The organism is Ureibacillus chungkukjangi, assembly GCF_003217295.1.
In the GTDB taxonomy this organism is placed as follows: Bacteria; Bacillota; Bacilli; order Bacillales_A; family Planococcaceae; genus Ureibacillus; species Ureibacillus chungkukjangi.
Genome location: NZ_QJTJ01000043.1, coordinates 1 through 18,899, shown reverse-complemented (window position 1 = coordinate 18,899; position 18,899 = coordinate 1). Strand labels below are relative to the sequence as shown.

The window sequence follows — 18,899 nt, the reverse complement described above, 5'->3', positions numbered from 1 at the left end:
AGATCCCTCAAAGACGATGAGGTAGATAGGTTCGAGGTGGAAGTGTGGTGACACATGGAGCTGACGAATACTAATCGATCGAGGACTTAACCAAAATCTTGAATGCAATCAATGTCTTTATCCAGTTTTGAGAGAACAAGCTTCTTTCAGAAACAAATAGGAACTTCACCTAAGAGCGCAACGTCCATGTTGCAACGGCGAAGCCAGCACATCCATGTGCAAGTCTAGTGATGATGGCAAAGAGGTCACACCCGTTCCCATACCGAACACGGAAGTTAAGCTCTTTAGCGCCGATGGTAGTTGGGGGCTTCCCCCTGTGAGAGTAGGACGTCGCTAGGCAACTAAACCACTGAGTATTCAGTGGTTTTTTTATTTGGATTAAGCCCAAAATTACAACTAAGAGATAGAAAACCAACAGAATATTTAACCAAATATATCATTTAAACAACGGTAAGAGCCAAAATAATTATTGTAAAAATTACTAAAAAATGATATTCTAATAGAAGAGTTTGGTCCCGTGGTGTAGCGGTTAACATGCCTGCCTGTCACGCAGGAGATCGCCGGTTCGATCCCGGTCGGGACCGCCATATTATACATATACGCTCATGTAAAGCATTGCTTTATGTGAGCTTTTTTCTTTTTATCTACCTTTTGAAACTTATAATCTACTTTTTTCTTTAAAGTCACATGATGTTACTACTTCATAAATATAGTGGTAGTAATGTTAATTTTTGAGGTGATTTTAATGAATAAAAAAAGATTACGAAGAAATAGTTTAGCTTTAATATTTATCCTTATAGTTGGGATTATTGTGCTTTTTTCACAATGGTACAATGCTGTTAATAAATATCATGATATAGAAGACATGAATTCTTTCCACTGGCAGCAAAATATGAATCAAGAAGAGTTCGAAAAGCTAGAGATGGGAATGTCCTATTTAGAAGTTGTAGAGATTGTTAAGGGCGAGGGAAAGCTTGTGAATGAAGGTGTATATCTGTGGGACGATGAATTACTTATGACTCAAAGCTACGAAATATATTTTGAAAATGGGAAAGTAGAAAAGAAAAAAATAATAGAAAAGAGTGGCTATTCTACTCGATAGCTCCTTAATCTAAGAAGAGAGAATCTGCAATCAAGTATCGTAGTCTAGCCATGGATTTTACCGATTAAATAACGCAAACATAATAACAAAACCCAAATACATTCAAATAAATTGGAAAAATTAGATGATACATAGTAATATAATTTGTTTTATTTAAAGAGTTACAGGTTTAGACTTTGAACATTTAACTCTGATTAGGTAAACTTAGGGTAATGTGAATGTGAGAGGGTAGTTTAAATGATATTTGAAAAAGAAGTTATGTCCTTAGAAGAAACACAAAGCTTAGCACAAAGCTTGGCAGAACTTTTAAAAGCTCAGGACACAATTACGCTTGAAGGCGATTTGGGAGCAGGAAAAACGACATTTACACAAGCACTTGCTAAGGGCTTAGGGATTACAAGAACAGTAAATAGTCCGACCTTTACAATAATGAAGCAATATGAGGGAAGATTACCTTTTAACCATTTAGATGTTTATCGTTTAGCGGATAGTGATGAAGATCTTGGGTGGGAGGAAATCTTTTATGGTGAGGCTGTTAGTGTAGTGGAATGGGCACATTTGATAGAAGAAGATTTACCAAATGAACGATTAGCGATTGAAATTTATCGAATCGATGAGGATAAAAGAAAATTTGTATTAAAACCAATCGGTGAGCGATATGAACGATTGTGTGAGGAGTTATTTAAATGATTTGGTTAGGAATTGAAACATCGAATTCACCTCTATCCATAGCCATTGTAAAGGATGGACAAGTAGTAGAGGAAATTGTACAAAATGAAAATCTAACGCATTCTGTTACAGTGATGCCAAAAATAGAAGAACTTTTCCAAAAAGCTAAATTAAAACCAGTAGATATCGATGCAATAGCAGTTTCTGAAGGACCAGGTTCCTATACAGGTCTACGAATTGGTGTAACGATTGCTAAAACATTAGCTTGGACGCTAAAAAAACCTTTAGTTGGGGTTTCTAGCTTACAGGTATTAGCAGCCAATGGACAAGACTTTAATGGAGTAATCTGCGCATTGTTTGATGCAAGAAGACAAAATGTATATACAGCGGTCTTCCATGGTACAACGATAGAACCAATTATTGAGGATCACCATAGTTCAATCGAGGGCTTATTGGAACAGTTGCAGGAGTTAAATATGCCAGTGTTATTTGTTGGGCTGGATATAGATATCTTTAAGGAAAAAATCGTAGCTCAACTAGGTGATCAAGCAAGCTTCGCACCTTCTTCGTTAGCATTACCAAGAGGTGCTCACTTGATTGAGCTAGCACAAAAACAACCACTGCCGAGTGTAGAAGCAGTAAATAGCTTTATTCCACAATACCATCGTATCACAGAGGCAGAGGCAAATTGGATTAAGGATCAAAAAAAGGGGCAATAAAAGAATGGTACTTTATCGTAAAATGACCCCAGAGGATGTAGAGGCAGTTCATGAAATTGAATTAGCATCCTTTCCGACACCTTGGACATTAGATTCGTTTCATTATGAAATGAGAGAAAATAATTTTGCTTACTATTTGGTAGCAGAAAATGATGCAGAAAAAATTATTGGCTTTTGTGGAATGTGGCTAGTAATTGATTCGGCGCAAATTACAAACGTAGCAGTAGTAGAAGCAGCGCGTGGGCTGGGTATTGGAGAGGGCTTGATGCGTGAAGCAATGCGTATTGCCAAAGAGAAAGACGTAGATGTTATGAGCTTGGAAGTACGTGTTTCGAATGTCGTTGCACAAAATCTTTATAGAAAACTCGGATTCCAGGATGGTGGGATTCGAAAAGGATATTATACAGACAATCAAGAAGATGCTCTAGTAATGTGGGTGAATTTAAATGAATGATCAATATATTTTAGCAATCGAAACAAGCTGTGATGAAACAGCTGCCGCTATCATTCGCAATGGTACTGAGATTGTGTCGAATATCGTAGCATCACAAATCGATAGTCAAAAACGTTTTGGTGGAGTAGTGCCGGAAGTAGCTTCAAGGCACCACGTCGAACAAATTACCATTGTAATTGAAGAAGCATTAGAAAAGGCGAACATGCAGCCTTCAGATTTAACCGCTGTTGCTGTAACAGAAGGACCTGGATTAGTAGGTGCATTATTAATAGGAATAAATGCTGCTAAAGCCTTTGCATTTGCTCATGGCCTTCCACTAATTCCAGTGCATCATATTGCAGGTCATATCTATGCGAATGCACTTGTGGAGCCAATGGAGTTTCCATTATTAGCTCTAGTTGTTTCAGGTGGGCATACGGAATTGGTATTGATGAAAGAGCATGGTAGCTTTGAAGTAATTGGAGAAACTCGGGATGATGCTGCTGGGGAAGCCTATGACAAAGTGGCTCGAGTTCTTAATATGCCTTATCCAGGTGGTCCCCATATTGACCGTCTGGCACAGGAAGCGAAAGAAGGCATTGATTTTCCTCGTGCATGGCTAGAGGAGAATTCATATGACTTCAGCTTTAGTGGCTTAAAATCAGCAGTTATTAACTATAAGCACAATATGGACCAAAGAGGGGAAGAAATCGACCCTCAAAAGGTTGCAAAGGGCTTCCAGGATAGTGTTGTGGAAGTGCTAACAACAAAAACCTTACGTGCAGCACGTGAATTTAATGTAAAACAAGTGATAGCTGCAGGTGGTGTATCTGCAAATAAAGGACTAAGAACAAGCTTGGAGCAAGTCTTTGAAAAGGAGCAAATTCCTTTTATTGTTCCGCCTTTAAAGCTATGTACAGATAATGCGGCAATGATTGGAGCGGCTGCTTCTTATATGTATGTGGCTGGAGTTCGTGGTGACCTTGCTATGAATGGTCTTCCCGGTAAGGAATTAAAAAGCTGGATATAGTTAAAATTAGTCGTTTCATAATACTATGAAACGGCTATTATTTTTTTACTAAAATAAATCCTTCTAATTTATGTTTGCTTTTTCTTAAGTTATTGAGTTATTCACCTTTTGTATAATTTTTCTGAAAACTTATCCACAGGCTAACAATATTTTTATAAAATTGTCAAGGCGAACATTCGTACTTATGCACAAATTGTGGATAACTTGGGGATAACGTGTGGTAAAACTATATATAGTGTCATCTTTTGCACATTGTATTGTGGATAAATAAATTAGAAACTGTGGATAATGTGGAAAAGTGTGTTGATATGTTGATATTGCTTAATTGTTCATGTGAATAAAATTGTGGAGATTTTTTATCGAAATTTGTCTATTGACCAAGATATATGTAAATTATTAAGGGATAATAAAAATACCATGCACATATGCACATGATATTTTTAGGTTTTCGGCTAGCCGGATATAATATTCTCAAGCTCATCATTTAATTCGAGCCATTGCAGCTCTAACTTATCGTGTTCAGCTTTGATAGCATCAAGCTCGCTTTGATACTTCATTACTAGCTCGTGGTCCTTGAAGATATCTGGCTCACAAAGCTTTACTTCAATGCTGGCAATTTGTTCACTTATTTCAATCATTTTCTTTTCTAGTTCCTCAACAGTACGACGGATTTGGCGTTCGCGTTTTTTAGCATCTTTATCAATTTGAGAAGTTGATGTTTTGGATACTATTGTATCACTTGTTTTTTGCGATGCCTTTTCAGCAGCAGCTTTCATTTCTGCTAGTTCCTCAAGTTCCTGCTTTTTCTCAAGATAATAATCATAATCACCCAAGTATTCAAAGGAACCAGTACCAGATAATTCGACTACCTTCGTCGCAATGCGATTAATGAAGTAACGGTCGTGGGATACGAATAATAATGTTCCGGGATAATCAATAAGTGCATTTTCTAAAACTTCTTTACTATCTAAGTCAAGATGGTTTGTCGGCTCATCAAGTACAAGTAGATTTGCCTTCTGCATCATAAGCTTGGCCAAGGCAACCCGAGCCTTTTCTCCACCTGATAATGAACTAACAGGCTTTGAAACATCATCCCCACTAAATAGGAAGCGGCCTAAAATTGTTCGAATATCTTTTTCATTTAAAAGTGGCCATTCATCCCATAGCTCCTGAAGAACAGACTTGTTTCCAGTAAGCTTTGCTTGTTCTTGGTCATAATAGCCAATTTGAACATTGGCACCATAGCGAATATTTCCTGACTGGATTGGTAAGTCCTTCACTATTGTTTTAAGCAATGTCGATTTACCAACACCATTTGGCCCAACAAGTGCAATGCGATCTTCTCGGAAGAGGCGCATATTGATATTTTTTGATATGCTTTTTCCCTCGTAGCCAATCATTAAGTCATCGACAGAAAGCACATCATTTCCACTTTGTCTTTCGATAGTAAACCCGAAGTTTGCTGAACGCTCATCACCATCAGGAGAATCCATCCAGTCTGTTCGTTCAAGGACCTTTCTGCGGCTTTGGGCCATTTTAGTTGTGGAAGCACGGGCTATATTTTTTTGAATGAATGCCTCTAGTTTTGCTTTCTCATCCTGTTGACGTTCAAACATTTTCAAGTCGCGCTCATAATTTTTTGCTTTTTCATCTAAATAAGCACTGTAGTTTCCGACGTATTTTGACACATGTGTTCTGGAAACCTCATAAACAATTGAAACAACCTGGTCTAAGAAATAACGGTCATGGGAAACAATTAGTATCGCACCCTCATAGCCCTTTAAGTAATTTTCTAGCCAGCTTAAGGTTTCGATATCAAGATGGTTAGTTGGCTCGTCCAAAATCAACAAATCTGGCTTACTCAGTAACAGCTTCGCTAACGCTAAACGAGTTCTTTGGCCTCCAGAAAGGGAAAGAATCGGCTTTTCGTAATCCTCAGGGAAAAATTGCATACCGTGAAGCACCGAACGAGTATCGGCTTCATATTGATAGCCGCCAGCATCCTTAAAATCATGCTGTAATTGATCATACTCTGCCATTACACGCCCATAATTTTCTGTATTATCGTAAACAGCTGGGTCAGCCATACGTTGTTCAAGGGAACGTAATTTTTTTTCCTGATTACGTAATGAGTCGAATATTGTCATCATTTCATCCCAAATCGACAAGTCGGACTCAATCCCGGCGTGCTGCTCAAGGTAGCCAATTTTCACGTCCTTTGGAATGATAATTTCTCCAGAATCATACGACATTTGACCAGCGATTATTTTAAGTAAAGTCGATTTTCCTGCACCGTTGCGTCCAACTAATGCAACTCGATCTCTATGTTGAACTTCTAATTTTACGCCACTAAGTATTTCATCTGTGACAAAAGATTTATATAATTGATTTACTTGTAAAACAATCATTATTTACACCTCAGTTCTATCTTTAGTTTAATGGATGGGGAATGCTGGCGCAATGTGGATGCTTTACTTATTTCTATAGGTTTAGTAAGATGAAAACGATTTTGAATTATATTAAATTCACTAAAGTTTAATCGAACCATCACTTAGGGATAGTGGTGTTTTAGCGCAATAAGAATTTTATATTAGGGATGTAGACTTTTAATTATCACTTTAGATGAGGTGATAGTCAGTTTGGGAAAGAGATTGGGGGATACTATGTGAAGCATGACATGAAAATTCCTCAAGCAACCACGAAAAGACTTCCGCTCTATTATCGTTTTTTACAAAACTTCGCCAATGAAGGAAAAAGAAGAATTTCATCACAAGAGTTGAGTGAGGCAATGAAAATTGATTCAGCAACCATTCGTCGTGATTTTTCCTATTTTGGTGCACTGGGTAAAAAGGGATATGGGTATGATGTTCTTCATTTGCTTGAGTTTTTTAGAGAAACATTAGATCAGGATGAAGGAGCAAATGTTGCGTTAATTGGTGTGGGGAACTTAGGAAATGCTTTTTTAAAATACAATTTCCAAAAGAATCACAATACAAGAATTGTCGTAGCATTTGACTCAAAAGCACCACATGATGGAACAGAGGTAAACGGGATACCGGTTTATCATCCAGATCGTTTAGAGGAAATGTACCATGAATATCACGCAGAATTAGCTATCTTAACTGTATCCTCGCGTTCTGCACAGGTTATGGCAGATCGTTTAGTTGCAATTGACGCAAAGGGAATATTAAACTTTACGCCAGTAAGGTTAAATGTACCAGATTCTATGAAGATGATGAATATCGATTTATCTGTCGAGCTAGAAGCGTTAATCTATTTAATTCGTAATAGTGATTGACACAAAGTATTAAAATTTATCCATTAGCAAAATGCGACAAGATGCGATAAAATGTACATATAATAGAGGAGGTGGCTACAATGGTTGTGCATTTAAATGCAATTTCACCATTTGCCGTAGTTATTATTTGTGTAGTAGCTCTTTTAGTTTTTGGACCAAAGAAACTACCCGAACTAGGTAGAGCGATGGGAACAACACTTCGCGAGTTCAAAAAAGGAACTAAAGGGTTATTAGAAGATGAAGAGGACGACAAGAAAAAGAACGTAAATGTCATCGAGCAAAAAGATCTAGAAAAAGAAAACAAGTAAGTTAAGGATGTCCATTTCCATGAATCCACAAGAACTCACTGTTATTGAACATATAGAAGAGTTAAGAAAGCGGTTAGTTATTTGTGCAGTTTTCTTTATTCTTGCCTTAATTGTGAGCTTTTATTTTGCAAAGCCGATTATTAAACATATTCAGTATAGCGAACAAGCAGAGCAATTAACCTTAAACGCCTTCAATGTAGGAGATCCACTTACTGTGTATTTGGAAGTCACATTCGTAGTAGCGTTTATCATTACTTCACCAATCATTCTCTATCAGCTATGGGCGTTTATCACTCCTGGGCTTCATGAAACTGAGCGGAAAGCAACGTTAAAATATATTCCTTATGCATTTTTACTGTTCGTTGCTGGACTAGCATTCGGTTATTATATTTTGTTCCCAAATATTATGAACTTCATGATGCAATTATCAGATGATCTTAATATTCAACAAACAATTGGGATTAATGAATATTTCGGCTTCTTATTTAAACTGGTCGTTCCATTCGGTATCATTTTCGAGCTGCCTGTTGTAATGCTTTTCTTAGCTAGACTGGGGATTTTAAATCCGCAGCTTATGGTGAAATTCCGTAAGTATTCTTATTTTGTCTTATTCGTGTTAGCAGTACTAGTTGCACCACCGGATATTATTTCATATATTTTGATTTCGATTCCGCTGTTTGTGTTATATGAAATTAGTATTGTGATTGCTCGGATAGGCTATAAGAAATATCAAGTGGCTGAAGAAATGCGAAGACAAGAAGAAAAAGAAATCGAGCAAAAGATACGAGTAGAAGAATTGCTGGCAGAACAACGCCGTCAAATTGAAGAAATGAATCAATAAACTTAAAAATCCTCTTTTCAAAGGCTAGATGCTTCTGAAAAGGGGATTTTTTTATTGATTAGGTTATTTAAACAGCTGTGGAACCATTTGAACAATCGTCACGAAGCCGTTTAATAGCATATGCGCAATAATAGAGGTAAGTAACCGGCGTGTTTTAAAGTATAAAAACGCAAAGATCAATCCACTGATTGTATATAAAATAATATGTGTAAAGTCAAAGTGAATCAGCGCAAATATGATAGAACTAATAAGTCCGGCAACCCAGAAATTTTGAGTTTGCACGATGGAGCCAAAGACAACACGGCGGAATACAAATTCTTCTAATATCGGTCCTAAAAGAACTGTCGCTAAAATCATAATAGGAGCAATTTCAGTTAATTTAATAATGGCTTCCGTATTTTCAGAGCTAGTTTGGATTCCCAGGCTCCTTTCTATAATCGCTCCAATCGATTGTCCTAAAAATACTAAGAAAAACCCAATAACTCCCCAACCGATAGAAACAGGAATTGAAGCTTTTTCTCCCTTAAATATATCCCAGAAGTTCTTATTCTTAGAGATTAAGAATATACAAACTAAGAATGCAATTGCAAAGGAGATTGTCGACCACCAAGCTGCTAATGCAATAAGTTCATTTCCATCTTGTGAAAAAAATTGAAGGAAGAATGACTGGATAGGTGGAATTCTTAATAGGAAGCCAGATAATTGAGCGACTATGTAGGTGATTAAAACATAAAAGGCGGTTTTTTGTGTTTGAAACTTTGTAGAAGTACTCAATAGAAAAATTCCCTCTTTCTAAAACTAGTCTATAATATTTTTTACTTTGGATATGTATTGAATATAATCAATGTATATCCGTGAATCTAAGTAGTTAAACTATCTCCGGCAAGTTCTAAGATTTACTTATAATACTCTATGCTTCTATTGTAGATGAATACGGAAAGAAAACAAAATTTTTTGGGCGTCTCACTTGCAAATGGAAAAGTAATTCATTATTATAATAATTGTGTTAGCACTCGTATGTAGAGAGTGCTAATAAGATTATATAAATTATAATTTGTAGGAGGTTGTTTCACTTGTTAAGACCATTAGGTGATCGTATCATTATCGAACTAGTTGAGGTGGAAGAAATTACAGCATCAGGGCTTGTACTTCCAGATTCAGCAAAAGAAAAACCACAAGAAGGAAATGTTGTTGCTGTGGGAACTGGTCGTGTTCTAGATAACGGCACACGCGTCGAGCTTGATGTTAAAGAAGGAGAGCGTATTATTTTCTCTAAATACTCAGGCACAGAAGTGAAATATGAAGGCAAAGAATACTTAATTCTTCGCGAAAGTGATGTCCTAGCTATTCTTGGCTAATAATCTTAAACGTTAATCTTAAGCAAAAAGGGCGCCTTACATATCGATTACGGCGCTCACATGCTACTTTTGATTTTGAATAGAAAATATAAATTTGGAGGTAGACAAAATGGCAAAAGATATTAAATTCTCTGAAGAAGCACGTTCATTAATGCTTCAAGGTGTTGATAAATTAGCGAATGCTGTAAAAGTAACTTTAGGACCAAAAGGACGTAACGTGGTTCTTGAGAAAAAATATGGTTCACCACTAATTACGAATGATGGTGTAACAATCGCAAAAGAAATCGAGTTAGAAAATGCATATGAAAATATGGGTGCAAAGCTAGTTGCAGAAGTTGCTTCTAAAACTAACGAAATCGCTGGTGACGGTACAACTACGGCAACAGTATTAGCACAAGCTATGATTCGTGAAGGTCTTAAAAACGTAACTGCAGGAGCTAACCCTGTTGGAATCCGTAAAGGAATGGACAAAGCTGTTGCTGCTGCATTAGAAGAATTACAAGCTATTTCTCGTCCAGTAGAAAACAAAGAAGCAATTGCTCAAGTGGCTGCAATTTCTGCTGCTGATGAAGAAGTAGGTGATTTCATCGCAGACGCTATGGAACGTGTAGGTACTGACGGTGTTATCACAATTGAAGAATCTAAAGGCTTCACTACTGAGTTAGATGTAGTTGAAGGTATGCAATTCGATCGCGGATACGTATCTCACTACATGGTAACTGATACTGACAAAATGGAAGCAGTATTAGACAACCCTTATATCTTAGTAACAGATAAAAAGATTTCAAACATCCAAGAAATCTTACCTTTACTTGAACAAGTTGTTCAACAAAGCCGTCCATTATTAATCATTGCTGAGGATGTGGAAGGGGAAGCTCTTACTACATTAATCTTAAATAAATTACGCGGGACATTTAACGTTGTAGCTGTTAAAGCTCCTGGCTTCGGTGACCGTCGTAAAGCAATGCTAGAAGATATCGCTGTATTATCTGGTGGTCAAGTAATCACTTCTGATCTTGGCTTAGATTTAAAAACAGCTGATGTTACAACTCTAGGTCGCGCTGGTAAAGTAGTAGTATCTAAAGATAACACTACGATTGTTGAAGGTGCTGGTAATGCAGACGAAATCGAAGTACGTGTAAATCAAATCCGTGCTCAAATTGCAGAAACTACTTCTGAATTTGACAAAGAAAAATTACAAGAACGCCTTGCTAAATTAGCAGGTGGGGTAGCAGTAATCAAAGTTGGTGCTGCAACTGAAACTGAGTTAAAAGAACGTAAATTACGTATCGAAGACGCATTAAACTCAACTCGTGCTGCGGTTGAAGAAGGTATCGTATCCGGTGGTGGTACTGCACTTCTTAACGTATATGCTGCAGTTGAAAAAGTTATTGATTCTGTAGAAGGCGATGTAGCAACTGGTGTACGTATCGTATTACGTGCTCTTGAAGAGCCAGTACGTCAAATCGCTAACAACGCAGGTCTTGAAGGTTCAATCATCGTAGACCGCTTAAAACGCGAAGAAGTGGGCGTAGGCTTCAACGCTGCTAACGGCGAATGGGTAAACATGATCGAAGCAGGTGTAGTTGACCCAGCGAAAGTTACTCGTTCAGCATTACAAAACGCTGCATCTGTAGCTGCTCTATTCCTAACAACTGAAGCAGTAGTAGCAGATATCCCAGAACCAAACGCTCCAGCAATGCCTGATATGGGCGGTATGGGCGGCATGATGTAATCCTTGTGTGACAAGGGTTAGAGGGGTTTTATATATCAAGTAAATAGCCATAGAGAACCTCTGAATTTTCCGTTTCAACACTTCTTTATATGAAGTAGTGTTACTCACAATTAATTAGTACAGCAACTACCACTTCTCATGATTTCAAAATTATGAGAGGTGGTTTTTTTATGCTTTTAAAATTTGCTTATGAGGATTTTATTGCAGACAGACGATTCAAAAATACAACAGAAAGGAATATTCAGAACTATCGTCAATTATTAGCTCCATTCATCGAATATTGCATTGCTAGAGGGTTGAATAATGTGACTGATGTAAGGCACTCACACATTCGAGATTACCTCCTAGAGTGTCAAGAGAGGGGAAATAAGCCAAGTACAATAAACTCCAAGATTCAACGGATACGAGCTTTCTATAACTACTTACTGGATGAAAAAATTGTTACAGAAAATATTGCTTTGAAAGTGAAGCAGCAAAAAGAAGATGTTAAAATTGATGTTTTTACGGATGAACAGATATATCAAATGTTGGCTTATTATCGAAGTTTGAGAAGAAAAGAGAAAAATTATTTCAGCTATCGTGGATATATGCTTATCGTGTTGTTATTGGGAACAGGGTTAAGAAGAAAAGAAGTTATTCAATTAAAGTGGTGTGACGTAGATATTACTAATTTAACTCTGAATGTATATGGAAAGAACCGTCAATATGAAACTGTCTTTTTAACAGAAAAATTAGCAAAAGAACTAACGATTTATGGAGCATTTTGCAAACAATATTTTGGGCATGAGAATGATTATGTCTTTTTAAATCGGGATAATAGTGCGATGACGGATTTTTCGATTTCACAGCTTTTTGATAATCTTAGGTTGAAGATGAATTTTGCAAATGTTCGTGTTAGTCCTCATACTTTTCGTCACACTTTCTGTCATAGATTGGCTATGAGTGGAATGTCTACCTTTGCGATTCAAAAGATGATGCGTCATCAAAATGTCTCTACTACGATGCGGTATGTTGCTATGTGGGGGAATGAGTTAAAGGAACAGAATGAGCAACATAATCCTTTAAATAATTTGGATATTTAAAGATTTTTGAGCTTTACGATTTCAACGATAACTTATAGGTAGATGTGGAGGAAGTAGCGAAGGATTTAAGAGATTTTCTATAAGAATTATATAAATCAATTGATGATATCACAAAAAAGAGTGAGGAGGTATGGCACTGTGTATATAACAATGAGGGGGAAGGAATTGAATGAACAGAATGAATAGCATAATCCTATAAATAACTTATATACTTAAGTTAAAAACCTCGCTATTCAAATTATAAGAAAGTTTTGCAGCTCTGGCTATCTGCCAGGGCTTTTTTTATTTCCTGTTGCATTAATATCGAATATATATAAATAGTAGAAGATTTTCATTTTTTAAAATTCCCCTAGTAAAAATATTAAAAAAATGACAAAAAGACTTAATGAAATCGATAGAGATGTATATAATATATATGACTATATAAAACATTATTATAAATACGAGATAATCAAATACTAATTAAAAAATATTATATTAGTATTTAATCTTCTCGTAAAATATTTATGATTGGAAGTTGATATTGTGAGTAAAGAATATACAGAGATACAGGTTATTCAGTTATGTTTAGAGCGGGGCATTCCTAATGCAGAAAAGAAATTAAATAGTTTCAATCGCAGGGGTTATTTAGATAATAGTGATAGTGTAGAGTCATTAAAGAAGGATTTACTTACTATGTATAAAACATGTGAACTAAAGAAAAATGAATTAGGAAAAATCCTAGGTGGCAAAAAACGAAGATATATTGTGGGAGAAGAATTAGAGCAAAAAGTCTCGAAAAAAGATAATAGGAAGAATAATGGAGCTAATTTCAGTGACTTCATCCCAATTATTGGAGATTTAATTCTTTCCTTCTTAGAAAGAAGACCTATGGACTTTATCGATACTACTGATGGAGAAAAATTTGTTATAACTAACTCACGTTTAGGACAAGAGCTAAATTTGATAGACGTTGAAGCAATTTCCCATTCAGATGTTTTAGAGTTAATTGGAGAAAATATTCAAGGACAAGTTATGAAATATCCACAAAACATAACTATGAATTTACATAGTTTTATAAGGGACAGAAACAGAAACCTTATGCACAGTGCACTATCTTTCCTGAATAAAAATGGATTCATAGATAGAAGTTTTAGGTACATGATATACGATAAAAGTGGTGGCAATGAGATTTCCGAAGAGATGTATGAGATGCTCAAGAATCAACAAAAAACTACTATTGACGATTACAATAGAACAACAGATAAAAATTATACTGTCCAAAGCGTTAGCAAAATTAGGTATAAGCCTGAACAATTGAAACAAGAACATGAAATAGAATTTTTAAGTTATATGGATTTACATTTTCCTTCTGTATTAACAAAAGCGAATGTTATAAGGGTATTAATGAAGGGGAAAAAACATTTAGCTATTGATTATAGAAAAGCATATGTCGATTCACTACTAACTAATGCTAAGAAGGAATTAAGTAATGATTTTGAGAATTTGAAACAAGAAACTGATGAAACCAAAAGGTATTTCAATCTGATTTTAATTGGTTTGCTTAAAAAACTCGAATATCCCTTGCCTAAGTGGACTCATGAATATATTGCTAAAGCCCAAAAGCTCATGGGGTTTGGGGAAAATAAAATTGAAGGCGACATAAATATTAAACCAATAGAACCTCTTGAGGTTTCAGATGATGAAGAATTAGATTTTTTTGGTGAGTATTAGTAAAAGTAGCATAAATCTTAAGTGGTGCTTTGAATCCTAAGGCTAATACTCTTTTACACTAGTACATCATTAAGTTTGTGTGCTTTTATATTTATCAAACATCTATGTATGCAAATATATATCATATTGCTATTTTTATAGGTATATTTTACCATAAGATACACTTTGTTAAAAGACTAATAATTCGGTCTATGAAATGATATTGTTAAATCAATAGTCGTGAAGCATGAAGGAGAAGATTAACTATGGAATTAACATATTATGCACTTGTCACAGAAGATGGTAGCTATATCTATGAAAAAATATTAGAGAATGGTTTAATAGAGTGCTGTAATTATCGAGAACCAACTAATGCTAGCTTGTATTACACGTTTAATGATGCAAAACAAGGTTATGAAATGATAATGGGATTAGCACCTTCATCTTATAAATATCTTTTCTATTATCAAAAGCCTATTGGAATACAAAAAATTCTTGTATCATTAGGAGAGACAACGATTTTATCTGCTGGCGATGTATAAAATAACCAAGTTAATATGTATAAAAACAAATAAGTAGGGAGTAACCATTTTGGGTTGCCCTCTTTTTTTGTTTGTAAGAGGAACAATTTTACTCCCTTGTTACACAACGAGTCGATAATGTCTGTTTTTGAGTAAATCCATAGCTATCAAAAAACGGGTAGTTTATCTGCTGAAAATAAAGTGTGTCCTTAACTCATAAAAAGGTGAGAATCGAAAAAAGTGGTAGTTTATTGGAAGATTGACGAAAGAGTATACGAAAGGTTTTATTTGGAGAGATATTGATTTAAATGAAACACAAAGTTAAAGGCAATTCCAATGGAGCAAAGAGTGCCTTTAACTAAAATGTACTTAGACAATTGTGAACAGGTGTATTCCCTCATTGCTGTAAAGTTTGACTAGCGGGAGATACGAATGGTTGTAGATAAATTATAATTTAATAAGTCCGTATTGTATTTCAAGTGCATTATCGACTTTTGACATTATTTCTAAATCTAACGATGTAAGTTTTTCTGAAAGTCTCGATTTATCAATCGTACGCACCTGTTCGACTAAAATAACCGAATTTCGTTCGAGGTAATACTTATCAGCGTTTAATTCGACATGTGTCGGTAGTTTTGCCTTTTGGATTTGTGCAGTAATAGCAGCAATTGTTACAGTGGGGCTAAAACGATTATTAATATCATTAGAAATTATTAATACAGGTCTTCTACCACCTTGTTCACTGCCGACTACAGGTGATAAATCGGCAAAAAATATGTCTCCTCTTTTACATATACCTGAATAACTTTTGGCATCAACCTTTTGAGTATTTTCATTAAATTTAAATTTGCTAGGTTCAGCAGATTTGCTAGGTTCAGCAGATTTGCTAGGTTCAGCAGATTTGCTAGGTTCAGCAGATTTGCTAGGTTCAGTAGATTTGCTAGGTTCAGCAGATTTGTTTGGTTCGCTTGAATCGAGTGGAGATTTACCATTTTCATAAAATCTCATAAAAAATTCTTCAATAGAAGAATTAGTCAAATCGGTCTTATTAATTAGGTTTTTTTGTTCCCTTTCTAATGATTCAACTAAGGTGGACAATGCACGGACATTTTTGACAACTTCGTCTAAAGCGAAATCTGTCTTTCTTTCAGTATTACTTGTTTTAATATCCCCACCAACCGCAATTATTATTGCTACAAAAGCTAGAGCTATTGACACAAGACCACTTGATAATGAAATGAAATCACCTAGATTTATGTTTTCATCTTTCTTTATCCAAAATAAACAAATTAGCAATGCAATGATAATGATGAATAGGTTAGCTCGATTGAATATTTTGTTTAACATGAATGATATAAATTGATTTTCGTTCTTTTCTTTAATCTCTTTATCTTTTTTATCCTCTTTACCCATTATTTCAACTCCTTCGGTAATTATTGTAATCTGTTTTTTTTCATATGGAAACAACTAATTATTTATCGGTACCATAATTTATAAGTATTGACACTTGTTGGTAGTTGCAGTATTATCAAGGTATCAATAGGTGTCATAAATAAGTGTCAAAAGTATAGTGCGAAATGAGGTACAAAAATGGCGGTATATGGATATGCTCGTGTGTCAACAAAAGGGCAGGACCTTGAAGCTCAGATTCAAGCCTTACATAATGAGAACGTTGAAACCATCTATCAAGAAAAGTTCACAGGTACTTCTACTGAAAGACCAAAGTTAAAAGAGCTGCTAGAAGTATTGCAAAAAGGAGACAAACTAGTTGTAACTAAATTAGACCGACTAGCACGTAATACTAAAGAAGGTATTGAGCTGGTTGAACAACTATTTAAGAAGGATGTTAAAGTGCATGTGTTGAATGTAGGCTTATTAGAGAACACGAGTATGGGTCGGTTCTTCTTGACAACGTTACTAGCTGTTGCTGAAATGGAACGAAATATGATTGTAGAGCGTACTCAGGAGGGTAAAGCGATTGCAAAGCTAAATCCAAACTATAGAGAAGGTAGACCGAATAAATACACAAAAAAACAACTAGACCATGCTATAAGTTTGTTAGAGAGCAATTCTTATAATCAAGTTGCAGATTTAACGGGAATTAGTAAGTCTACATTAATTAGAGCGGTTAAAAACCGCAAAGAGTATGAGAAATATGTGCATAATCTATCACTTCAAAAGTCAAAAGAAATTGAGGTATCCAATGGAACTGAAAACATATCAAATGATGATATAAACGTTAATTTTAGCATTCAAGAAACTAACCTATTGGAAAATAAATCTGAATCAAATGCAATTAGAAATTATGAATTGCAAGAACATCATTTTGATAGATTTTGTAATGACTGCGGTGAGAGTGTTCCTTTTGATGCTGAAGAATGTGGATATTGTGGTAGTGATAGTTTTGATATTATGGATTTAAACGAACTATAAATTAAGTGAGTAAGCTGTGTAGAGGTACAACAGTTCTCTTACGAATATATGCAAATAAATTCTTAAGTGTATAATACAATTATCTTTAAAATGAATAAATACTATTGATTTAGTGCGGGGTGAGCATATGGAAAATGAGAGTATTGTTATTTCTAATTTAGAAAAATTGAATACAAATGAATCCATAGTAATCTATGAAGGAGAATACAATTTATTACTAAACGATAAAAGGCTTCTTGTAAATGGATTAGTTTCTCTAAAATGGTTACCTAATCCTAATATTGAGTTTACAGGAATAGTGAATGATGGAGTTAAGGGATTAAATGAGTTTATGGGTGTTGATAACGTTGAAATCACTTTGCCAAACGGATTTAAGGGTAGTGCACTCCTAACATCTATTAATATGGCAAATTACTTTGAAGTTTCTGGTGTCTTAAATTCGAAACTAGATGTATCAAAAGATGATTCGAACGTAGATAAGATTAGTTTCGCAATAGTTAATTTTAGAAATAATAATGGAATTTATATCAATGGTTCTAATATGAAGTACAGTGGTAGATTAATTTTTGAATATGGGGATTACAAAGTTACAATAGATAAGAGAGAAAATCATAAACAAATATATGAAGATTTGAAAAAGCAAGGCGGCTATTGTATTACACACTTTGCTGAATTAAAGAGAAAAGATAATAAAGATTTTGATGTTGTAGACGTAGAAAATATTATAGAGTCTTTAATATGGTTGTTATCATTCTCGAGTGGAAGGCAAATAGGTTTTTGTTACTTTTTGGGAGTTAAAGATGATGAGTGTATTTTTGAAAAATATCAAACACCTATAATTAATAATTGGAGAGATATTTCAAACTGGTATCCTATTAGGGAAGTATATAATAATTTAGGACATATTTTTGTTGAATTAGTTGATAAATTGCAAGATGAACTTTGGGGGAAAGTACTTAAAAATATATTTACATGGTATTTTGATGGTTTGAGGTCTACATATATAGAGAATAAAATTGTGTCTATTCAAATTGCGCTTGAAAATATTGCTTGGACATACATCGTTGAAGATAAAGAAATTATGGATGGTCAGATATTTGATAGTAAGCTTAGAACGTCAGACAAACTGAGATTACTATTATATGAACTAGATATTCCTAGAGAGCTACCTAAGGTGGAGGGTTTGAATTTTTCTAATAATAAATTTAAAGATGGAGTGCATTTATTTACTGACATGAGAAATGATATTGTACATCCTAAAAAGAAAAGCAAATTAGAAAGTGATAATTGGAAAATAAAATATAGAGTGTGGCAATTGGGTGTAAAATACTTAGAACTTAGTATTCTAAGAGTTTTAGGATATAAAGGGAAATATTATAACTTTTTAAAAGACGAAGTTAATTATAAAGAAATATCAGAAGTTGTTCCATGGTCTAATGAAGAGGAATATAGAAAATTAATAACTGGTAATAGTTAAATATAATTTGCTTAAGGTTTATTATTCACTTACTACAATTGGCTTACAGAAATGACAAAAACAAATGATTTGAATATTTAAGGTTTAAAGGAAGTCTCCCATAAGATAAAATGTACCCTATAAGATGGACACTTTAAAAAAAGTCCTTCTTGTAGGGTACTTTTGTTTATAATGAGAAAAAAGATGTTGGAGCGGAATTAG

Annotated in this window: 17 protein-coding genes, 1 tRNA gene, 2 rRNA genes and 1 pseudogene; 18 read left to right on the top strand and 3 right to left on the bottom strand. The window is 34.8% G+C overall.

Going from position 1 to position 18,899, the window contains the following annotated elements; translation table 11 throughout:
• From BJ095_RS17640 to tsaD, 8 genes are all read left to right on the top strand, one after another.
• Positions 1-94: ribosomal RNA gene (locus BJ095_RS17640) — 23S ribosomal RNA — on the top strand; the annotation flags it as partial.
• Between the two features lie 129 nt (positions 95-223).
• Positions 224-339 (top strand): 5S ribosomal RNA (gene rrf, locus BJ095_RS17635).
• A gap of 172 nt (positions 340-511) precedes the next feature.
• Positions 512-587, top strand: a tRNA-Asp gene (locus tag BJ095_RS17630).
• 158 nt (positions 588-745) lie between these two features.
• A complete protein-coding gene (locus BJ095_RS17625; RefSeq protein ID WP_146223233.1) occupies positions 746-1,102 on the top strand; it encodes a hypothetical protein in 357 nt (118 codons plus the stop codon).
• Positions 1,103-1,339: 237 nt separating this feature from the next.
• On the top strand, positions 1,340-1,792 hold the full coding sequence (gene tsaE / locus BJ095_RS17620; protein WP_107937429.1) for a tRNA (adenosine(37)-N6)-threonylcarbamoyltransferase complex ATPase subunit type 1 TsaE: 453 nt from the start codon (positions 1,340-1,342) through the stop codon (positions 1,790-1,792).
• A complete protein-coding gene (tsaB, locus tag BJ095_RS17615) occupies positions 1,789-2,490 on the top strand; it encodes a tRNA (adenosine(37)-N6)-threonylcarbamoyltransferase complex dimerization subunit type 1 TsaB (protein ID WP_107937431.1) in 702 nt (233 codons plus the stop codon). Before tsaE ends, tsaB begins: the two co-directional genes overlap by 4 nt.
• A 4-nt stretch (positions 2,491-2,494) precedes the next feature.
• Positions 2,495-2,944 carry a ribosomal protein S18-alanine N-acetyltransferase gene (gene rimI / locus BJ095_RS17610; protein WP_107937433.1) on the top strand — a complete coding sequence of 150 codons (450 nt, stop codon included), beginning with the start codon at positions 2,495-2,497 and terminating at the stop codon, positions 2,942-2,944.
• Complete coding sequence (tsaD, locus tag BJ095_RS17605) at positions 2,937-3,953, top strand: tRNA (adenosine(37)-N6)-threonylcarbamoyltransferase complex transferase subunit TsaD (protein ID WP_107937435.1); 1,017 nt, start codon at positions 2,937-2,939, stop codon at positions 3,951-3,953. The genes rimI and tsaD overlap by 8 nt, the downstream gene beginning before the upstream one ends.
• 452 nt (positions 3,954-4,405) lie before the next feature.
• Here tsaD and BJ095_RS17600 read toward each other — a convergent pair whose 3' ends face one another.
• Positions 4,406-6,361, bottom strand: a complete 1,956-nt coding sequence (locus BJ095_RS17600; RefSeq protein ID WP_107937437.1) for an ABC-F family ATP-binding cassette domain-containing protein — start codon at positions 6,359-6,361, stop codon at positions 4,406-4,408.
• Between the two features lie 257 nt (positions 6,362-6,618).
• Between BJ095_RS17600 and BJ095_RS17595 the strand changes: the two genes are divergently transcribed.
• The 3 genes from BJ095_RS17595 (at position 6,619) to tatC (ending at position 8,400) form a co-directional block, all read left to right on the top strand.
• The gene (locus tag BJ095_RS17595; RefSeq protein ID WP_107937439.1) at positions 6,619-7,251 is read left to right on the top strand and encodes a redox-sensing transcriptional repressor Rex; all 633 of its coding nucleotides are present in this window, start codon (positions 6,619-6,621) and stop codon (positions 7,249-7,251) included.
• Positions 7,252-7,331: 80 nt separating this feature from the next.
• Positions 7,332-7,559, top strand: a complete 228-nt coding sequence (locus tag BJ095_RS17590) for a twin-arginine translocase TatA/TatE family subunit (RefSeq protein ID WP_107937441.1) — start codon at positions 7,332-7,334, stop codon at positions 7,557-7,559.
• A 19-nt stretch (positions 7,560-7,578) separates the two neighbouring features.
• Positions 7,579-8,400: a twin-arginine translocase subunit TatC gene (gene tatC / locus BJ095_RS17585; protein WP_107937443.1), complete on the top strand. Its 822-nt coding sequence runs from the start codon at positions 7,579-7,581 to the stop codon at positions 8,398-8,400.
• 63 nt (positions 8,401-8,463) lie between these two features.
• Here tatC and BJ095_RS17580 read toward each other — a convergent pair whose 3' ends face one another.
• Positions 8,464-9,174 (bottom strand): CPBP family intramembrane glutamic endopeptidase, encoded by a 711-nt coding sequence (locus tag BJ095_RS17580; RefSeq protein ID WP_107937445.1) that lies wholly within the window; start codon positions 9,172-9,174, stop codon positions 8,464-8,466.
• A gap of 299 nt (positions 9,175-9,473) precedes the next feature.
• Between BJ095_RS17580 and groES the strand changes: the two genes are divergently transcribed.
• The 5 genes from groES to BJ095_RS17555 all read left to right on the top strand — a co-directional run bounded on the left by groES (position 9,474) and on the right by BJ095_RS17555 (position 14,809).
• Positions 9,474-9,758 carry a co-chaperone GroES gene (gene groES, locus BJ095_RS17575; protein ID WP_107937448.1) on the top strand — a complete coding sequence of 95 codons (285 nt, stop codon included), beginning with the start codon at positions 9,474-9,476 and terminating at the stop codon, positions 9,756-9,758.
• A gap of 109 nt (positions 9,759-9,867) precedes the next feature.
• On the top strand, positions 9,868-11,493 hold the full coding sequence (gene groL, locus BJ095_RS17570) for a chaperonin GroEL (protein WP_107937450.1): 1,626 nt from the start codon (positions 9,868-9,870) through the stop codon (positions 11,491-11,493).
• A gap of 170 nt (positions 11,494-11,663) precedes the next feature.
• Entirely contained in the window at positions 11,664-12,575 is a 912-nt protein-coding gene (locus BJ095_RS17565; RefSeq protein ID WP_107937452.1) for a tyrosine-type recombinase/integrase, read from the top strand.
• Between the two features lie 525 nt (positions 12,576-13,100).
• Positions 13,101-14,288: a hypothetical protein gene (locus BJ095_RS17560; RefSeq protein ID WP_107937454.1), complete on the top strand. Its 1,188-nt coding sequence runs from the start codon at positions 13,101-13,103 to the stop codon at positions 14,286-14,288.
• Positions 14,289-14,533: 245 nt separating this feature from the next.
• Positions 14,534-14,809 carry a hypothetical protein gene (locus BJ095_RS17555; protein ID WP_107937455.1) on the top strand — a complete coding sequence of 92 codons (276 nt, stop codon included), beginning with the start codon at positions 14,534-14,536 and terminating at the stop codon, positions 14,807-14,809.
• A 426-nt stretch (positions 14,810-15,235) separates the two neighbouring features.
• Here the strand turns inward: BJ095_RS17555 and BJ095_RS19315 are convergent, their stop codons facing one another.
• Entirely contained in the window at positions 15,236-15,583 is a 348-nt protein-coding gene (locus tag BJ095_RS19315; RefSeq protein ID WP_107937469.1) for a type II toxin-antitoxin system PemK/MazF family toxin, read from the bottom strand.
• A 795-nt stretch (positions 15,584-16,378) separates the two neighbouring features.
• Here BJ095_RS19315 and BJ095_RS17545 point away from each other — a divergent pair.
• Together BJ095_RS17545 and BJ095_RS17540 are read left to right on the top strand one after the other, a co-directional pair.
• A pseudogene (locus BJ095_RS17545) lies at positions 16,379-16,930 on the top strand (recombinase family protein); the annotation flags it as partial.
• A gap of 418 nt (positions 16,931-17,348) precedes the next feature.
• Entirely contained in the window at positions 17,349-18,698 is a 1,350-nt protein-coding gene (locus BJ095_RS17540) for a hypothetical protein (RefSeq protein ID WP_107937459.1), read from the top strand.
• Positions 18,699-18,899: the final 201 nt, after the last annotated feature.